We start from the raw sequence: 6,876 nt of genomic DNA, 5'->3' as shown, positions 1-6,876 counted from the left end.
CCATTTTAAATCGGAGATGTTGTATTTGAATCATTTTAAAACAGAAGAAGATTTAATACAAGCAATTGAAGAATATATTTACTTTTATAACTATAAACGGTTCCAAAAACGACTCAACCATCGAGCTCCGATAGAATATCGAATCTCGATGGCTGCTTAGTCTTTTTCATACTGTCTACTTGACAGGGATAAGACCAAAGCTGGTCTTATTCTTTACACCATTTTATTAAATTCTTTTCGTAATCTTTTTATAATTCTTTTTTCCAAACGAGAAATATAAGACTGCGAAATTCCGAGCATATCCGCCACGTCTTTTTGTGTCTTTTCTTCTTCACCAGCGAGCCCAAATCGAAGCTCCATAATTTGTTTTTCACGATCATTTAATTGATGCAATGCTTTCATCAAAAGATGACGATCTACAGTAGCTTCTAAATCTTTTGTAATAATGTCATCATCTGTACCTAAAACATCTGATAACAACAATTCATTGCCATCCCAATCTATGTTAAGTGGTTCATCAAAAGAAACTTCCGAACGATTTTTATTATTTCGACGCAAATGCATTAAAATCTCATTTTCTATACAACGAGATGCATATGTTGCTAATTTTATTTTCTTTTCTGGATTAAATGTATTCACTGCTTTAATAAGGCCGATTGTTCCTATACTTATCAAATCCTCAATATTTATCCCTGTATTTTCAAACTTTCTCGCTATATATACAACAAGACGTAAATTACGTTCAATAAGCAGTGACCTCGCCGCTTGATCTCCTTTTGGCAATTTATTCAAAAGAACTTCCTCTTCTTCTTTCGTTAAAGGAGGTGGCAGTGCTTCACTTCCACCTATGTAATAAATTTCATCGGTCTTAATTCCTAGTTTCAATAATACTTTATACCAAAGGTATACTAAATAAAATTTCAATTTCATCATATTATCCCGCCTCTCATAATTAAGCGATTACCACTTTTTGTGAAATCAACATTTTCGGATGTACAATACATTGATACTCTCCATTCGTGGACAGTTGCTGTGTGTTTAGCCCAATCAGAACCTTATTTACAACCACAGCATTTCCTTCGTGATAAACTTGAACACTATCTGGCTTAATCGCCCATAAAAATTGATGTTCTATCCCTACTGCCCGAAAAGGAACTAAACGCAACCTTGTCGCCCATCCAGAATCATTTTCTGGTATTTGAGGGATTTCTGTTTTGGAATAGATCTGCGCTGTCAACCAAGTTGGTAAACAATGCTCTAATGATGAAATATGCATAATCATAACAGGTGTTTTGGTTAAAGGATCGTGAAGTTGGTTCCCACTATCAATTAGACCGTCTAATTCCAATTCATACTCTGCTAATTGGATCTTTACCTTTACAATTTGATCATAATGTATTTTTGTAACTTCTACACTTTCAATACGTTTCTTGGAGAAATAATAAATAATCGGAAAACCAAGAAAAACGAATAACCAACTGACAGGATCTCCATAAGAAATCGATTTCACTTGAACTAATCCATTTACCATTTCATTTGTTTGCAAAAAGAAATGAGTTCCAATTAATCCTCCGCCAACCATAAAAGTTACAAAGTAAAAAGTAAGAACAGTTTGTGCATAATTTCTAAACGTTGAAAACCCAAATGCTGTATACACAATAAGTAACGAGTACAGTAGTTTCATAATTGGATGTGTCATCATAGAAGCAAAGGGAGTAAAGGCGAAAATAACAATGGTCGAACCTATAAATGCCCCTAACACTAGCCTCCATCTTTTGATCCTCTTTTTCAACACGGTAGCTGTTAATAAAAGTAAAAGAAAATCAATGCAGGCGTTTAACAACCAAACAACGTCGGCGTAAACAACCAAACAATTCACCTCTTTTTTTAAGTTGAGACTAGTATAATGCATATCCACTAGGAAAGTGTGTCAATTTGCGGAGGGGTTTTTTTGTTATTTTGTGATTTCTAGACATAATCTGTCGGTAATAAATAAAAATATTTTTTTCATAGAATAATATAGATTTCTTACTTGTATACATATGAAGTGAACTATATGTACACAAAAATATAAAGGTCTCCATTGACAAGTAATAAAAAAAGACCTGCTTAGCAGGTCTTTTGCATTTAGACAACAAAAAAAGGAGCATGAAAGCTCCTTTTCTTTATCGTCTACGACGGTTACGTAAAAATGCTGGAATATCGATATCATCTGAATCTGTATGACGCTCATGTACAATCGGCTCTTCACGTTTCATTTCACGTTTTACTTCACGCTGTTTTGAAGGTTGAGCTACTGGTTGTTGCTGTTGTTGTGCATGATTCACATTCGGACGGATAATTGGTTTTGGTGGTTGAGTCGCAATGCTATCATCAAAACCAGTTGCAATTACAGTTACAACGATATCATCTTTTAACCCTTCATTAATTACAGAACCGAAGATCATATTTACTTCTGGATCCGAAGCTGAAGCTACAATATCTGCCGCTTCTTGCACTTCATATAAACTTAAGTTTGCTCCACCCGTAATGTTCATAATAACACCTTGAGCTCCATCAATAGATGTTTCTAGTAATGGACTAGAGATTGCTTTTTTCGCAGCTTCAGCAGCACGATTTTCACCATTACCAGAACCGATACCCATTAAAGCAGAACCTCTATTAGACATAATTGTCTTTACGTCTGCAAAGTCTAAGTTAATAAGACCTGGTGTAGCAATTAAATCAGAAATACCTTGAACACCTTGGCGTAACACGTTATCTGCTTCACGGAACGCTTCTAACATTGGCGTATTTTTATCAACAATTTCTAATAGGCGGTCGTTTGGAATTACAATAAGTGTATCTACATTTTCTTTAAATGCTGCAATACCAGATGCCGCTTGCGTTGCACGCTTACGTCCTTCAAAAGTAAATGGACGTGTTACAACACCAACTGTTAACGCACCTAGTTCTTTTGCAACTTGAGCAACAACTGGAGCTGCACCAGTTCCAGTTCCACCGCCCATACCAGCAGTTACGAATACCATATCTGCACCACGAAGTGCTTCTTGGATCTGTTCTTTACTTTCTTCCGCAGCTTTTTTCCCTACTTCAGGGTTCGCGCCTGCACCAAGTCCACGCGTTAATTTTCCACCAATTTGCATTTTCGTTTCAGCTTTTGATAGATTTAATGCTTGTGCATCAGTATTCACAGCGATAAAGTCTACACCTTGTACACCGTGTTCAATCATACGGTTTACAGCGTTGTTTCCGCCACCGCCGACACCGATAACTTTTATATTCGCTAATTGATCTTGAGTAGTATCAAACTCTAACATGTCGAAATCCCCCTAGAACCTCATTTTTCGTGTCCAATTTTAATCCCATAAATAACGGAATACACGTTTTACTTTTGACATCATACGGTCATCATTTTGATTATTATTGTTTTGATTACGAGTTTTTTGCTTTGCAGGTTGCTGTTGTACCGGCGTTGGCGCTGGTACTGGTTCAAAATGCTCTTGCTTTTCCTGCACATTTTTCCCACGTAATTTAGCTTTTTGATAAGAGTGTTTAATTAATCCAACTCCAATTGTATATTGAGGCTCACGAACACCAATATAATCAGGAGTTGCTATACGAACATTTTCATGTAAAATATCATACGCAAGATCAAGAACACCTGGCATAGAAGCAATTCCACCAGTTAGTACATATCCAGAAGCTACTTGTTTCACTCCTAACTTACGCACTTCATCTTGAACAAACATTAAAATCTCCTCTACACGAGCCTCGATGATATCCGATAATTCCAATTGAGAATATTGTTCTGTTTGATCGCTTCCCATAATAGGAACCGTAAACATCTCTTCTTCAGATGCTGTATCATAAAAAGCATGTCCATATTTCAGCTTAATTTGATCTGCATTTTCTGTCGAAGTTTTCAGCCCAATCGCTATATCCTTCGTTATATGATCTCCACCTAATGGCAATACGCTCGTTGCTTGCAGCTCTCCATCTTTAAAAATAGATAACGTAGTAGATCCTCCACCAATATCAACAAGGGCTACTCCTCTATTTCTTTCATCCGAAGATAAGGCAACTGTCGCAGCAGCTAAAGGTTGCAGACAAATATCAACAATTTCAAGACCTGCTTTTTCTACACAACGAAGTAGGTTATGTAGTAAAGTTCTCGAGCCTGTAATAAGTGTACCTTCCATTTCTAATCTTACACCGATCATCCCGCGTGGATCGTTAATCTCGTCAAGACCGTCTACAATGAACTGTCGAGGTACCACATCAATAAATTCACGTTCAGGAGCAATCGACACAACTTGTGCTGCATCTAGAACGCGTAAGACATCTTCATTCCCGATTTCACGATCTTCATTTGATACGGCGACTACTCCGTGACAAGGGAGCAACTGTACCTGGTTTGCATTGACACCTACTACAACTTGCTCAATGTGGATCCCCACCATGCGCTCAGCTTGTTCAATTGCTTTTTTAATTGATCGAACAGTCTCGTCTATATCAACTATCGATCCCTTCTTCAAACCATTTGATTTTACGTTTCCAACACCAATAATGTTTAAGCTGTCATTAACCATTTCACCAATGATGACTTTAACATTGGATGTACCGATGTCAAGACTAACATATATTTCATTGCTGTTCATTCTTTGGCACCTCCTTCTTTATTTATACCATACAACTCAATATATGGAACAACAATCGCAACTTTGCTATTTATAAGAAAAATATTCAACGTCTTTATACGTTTCCCTTTTTTAACCCTATATTTTTCTTATTTTTATTTAACATTCATTTAAGAATATCGCAGTAAACTGTGGATAACTGCTTTATCTTGAAATAATTCCATTTCAAGCGTAAAGTTTACCGCCAAGTATAAGTCTACACTAAGATGTACTTGTAGAAAAGTGAAACTTGTACCAATCCTAGTAGGAATCTAAGAAAATTTACATATTTTTCATCAAATGAAGCATTCTCGTAAATTAGTATGCATATAAAAGAACATTCGTTTCATTTCATCCGTAATAACGTCGTGAAAACGACCATTCTATTCTTTTTTTTCTCCAGCACCTAAATCCTTCGTATATGCGCCTACTTCTAAGTCAATTAAAACCTTCTTACCAGGTTCAATTGTTTTTATAATAAGTGGATAGGCTTCCATTCGCTTTGCGAAATTTTGAATAGTGGTGCTTACTTCATATCCTTCATTCATATATAAAGTAAGATGGTCTTCATTTGCACTCGTTGGTGTATAACGAATTTCAGAAATAGACCTTAAAATAGCCGGCGTTAATTTTTCTAGTTCTGCAATTAACTCCTTCATTTTCTCCTCTTTAAAAGGTTCAAAAATTGGTGCTGCAACAGGAAGTTTGCCATTCGGAAGTACATCGAGTGTTTTCCCATTTTCTAACAACGGTTGTAATTTTCCATCTTTATTTATATAACCAATCGTTAAATATTCTTCAATATGAACATCAATCTTGTTAGGAAAACGTTTTTTTACATTTACCGCTTTAATTTCTTTTCGTTTCGTTAAGTTTTCTTCTGCTTTATGTGCTGTTACTCGGAAATAACTTGTATCATAGGTCACACCAGATTCCTTCATAACTTGTTCATCTGTCATATAATGATTTCCAAACACACTTATCTTTTTTATATTACTAAGCGGAGACCGAAAATAAATTAAAAAGAGTACTAATAAAAATAAAATTGATATGTATAAAATTAAACGATGATTAACAGGTTTTTTATTCTTTTTCTTTTGATTCTTTAATTTTGGTACACGATCTTGTAGTTTAATCACTTTACTATTTTTCATGTGCGATCCCCCTACGTAACATAAAGAACGGCATGTTCTTCATGCCGTTCTTATCTTCTTATTATAACATAAATGATAATGAGCGGAACGAATAACCGTTATCTTCCAATGATTTCTACTTCTGTATGCATATCTACACCAAATTTATCTTTAATTGTATGCTTTATCAATGTAATCAAATCTAATACATCTTGCGCTGATGCAGCCCCAGTATTAATAATAAAATTTCCATGCATTTCAGAAATTTGAGCCCCACCTATTTTATAACCACGAAGCCCTGCTTTTTCTATTAAATTTCCTGCAAAATACGGGATTGGGTTTCGAAATATACTTCCTGCACAAGGATGATTCCACGGCTGCGTTTCACGGCGGTAATCTTTATTCTTTTGCATGCTACTTATAATTTCCTCACGCTCTCCTGCCTGTAATTGAAACTCAGCTTCCAAAACAATACCAGGACGTTTCCTTTGTAATACTGATGTACGATAGGAAAATTCCATTTCATTATTCGTCAGCCAGTCAATTGTACCATTTTCAAACAAAATACGAGTCTTCGTTAATATATTCGATATCTCTGAGTTATGAGCCCCTGCATTCATATACACTGCACCACCAACACTTCCTGGAATACCACTTGCAAATTCCAATCCAGCTAATCCTTGGCGACTAAGTAAAGTTGACAATTTAATAAGGGGATATCCGCCACCAACTCTTACTCTATTTTTTTCGACCTCTAAGTGGTCTAATCCTTCTCCTAAACGAATAACGACACCTTCTATACCTTGATCAGATATGAGAAGGTTTGAACCGCGACCAATTGCAGTCCACTCTTTCTTATATTTCTTTACTAACTCTAGCGTTTTCTCAATACCGGCAACATGCTTTGGCACAATTAAAATATCAGCTGGTCCACCTATTTTCATAGTCGTGTAACGCGCTAACGGTTCGTTAACTAACACGCGACCAACATTTGCTTCTAAAAGCTCTTTTACTAATTGTTCCATAACAATCTCCCCCATATTAAGTCTCCTTATTACAGTAAT

At 35.9% G+C, this 6,876-nt stretch carries 6 protein-coding genes; all 6 read right to left on the bottom strand.

Annotated features, from left to right (window positions below):
* Nucleotides 1–213 precede the first annotated feature (213 nt).
* The 6 genes from sigE to murB all read right to left on the bottom strand — a co-directional run bounded on the left by sigE (nt 214) and on the right by murB (nt 6,837).
* Nucleotides 214–933: an RNA polymerase sporulation sigma factor SigE gene (gene sigE / locus U860_RS0106165; protein WP_000976947.1), complete on the bottom strand. Its 720-nt coding sequence runs from the start codon at nt 931–933 to the stop codon at nt 214–216.
* A 19-nt stretch (nt 934–952) separates the two neighbouring features.
* Nucleotides 953–1,870 (bottom strand): sigma-E processing peptidase SpoIIGA, encoded by a 918-nt coding sequence (spoIIGA, locus tag U860_RS0106160; RefSeq protein ID WP_025147789.1) that lies wholly within the window; start codon nt 1,868–1,870, stop codon nt 953–955.
* A gap of 295 nt (nt 1,871–2,165) precedes the next feature.
* The gene (ftsZ, locus tag U860_RS0106155; RefSeq protein WP_025147788.1) at nt 2,166–3,320 is read right to left on the bottom strand and encodes a cell division protein FtsZ; all 1,155 of its coding nucleotides are present in this window, start codon (nt 3,318–3,320) and stop codon (nt 2,166–2,168) included.
* A 39-nt stretch (nt 3,321–3,359) separates the two neighbouring features.
* A complete protein-coding gene (ftsA, locus tag U860_RS0106150; RefSeq protein ID WP_025147787.1) occupies nt 3,360–4,661 on the bottom strand; it encodes a cell division protein FtsA in 1,302 nt (433 codons plus the stop codon).
* 401 nt (nt 4,662–5,062) lie between these two features.
* On the bottom strand, nt 5,063–5,833 hold the full coding sequence (gene divIB, locus U860_RS0106140; RefSeq protein ID WP_002173155.1) for a cell division protein DivIB: 771 nt from the start codon (nt 5,831–5,833) through the stop codon (nt 5,063–5,065).
* Nucleotides 5,834–5,931: 98 nt separating this feature from the next.
* Nucleotides 5,932–6,837: a UDP-N-acetylmuramate dehydrogenase gene (murB, locus tag U860_RS0106135; RefSeq protein ID WP_025147786.1), complete on the bottom strand. Its 906-nt coding sequence runs from the start codon at nt 6,835–6,837 to the stop codon at nt 5,932–5,934.
* Nucleotides 6,838–6,876 lie beyond the last annotated feature (39 nt).

Origin of the sequence: Bacillus sp. H1a, assembly GCF_000633475.1 — a bacterium.
GTDB classification, from domain to species: domain Bacteria; phylum Bacillota; class Bacilli; order Bacillales; family Bacillaceae_G; genus Bacillus_A; species Bacillus_A paramycoides.
Note: the sequence above shows the minus strand (reverse complement) of the source record. Positions and strands in the feature narration are given on the sequence as shown.

Coding starts and splice junctions, on each gene's coding strand:
- sigE (WP_000976947.1), bottom strand. CDS start 933: ATGATGAAATTGAAATTTTATTTAGTATACCTTTGGTATAAAGTATTA.
- ftsZ (WP_025147788.1), bottom strand. CDS start 3,320: ATGTTAGAGTTTGATACTACTCAAGATCAATTAGCGAATATAAAAGTT.
- ftsA (WP_025147787.1), bottom strand. CDS start 4,661: ATGAACAGCAATGAAATATATGTTAGTCTTGACATCGGTACATCCAAT.
- divIB (WP_002173155.1), bottom strand. CDS start 5,833: ATGAAAAATAGTAAAGTGATTAAACTACAAGATCGTGTACCAAAATTA.
- murB (WP_025147786.1), bottom strand. CDS start 6,837: ATGGAACAATTAGTAAAAGAGCTTTTAGAAGCAAATGTTGGTCGCGTG.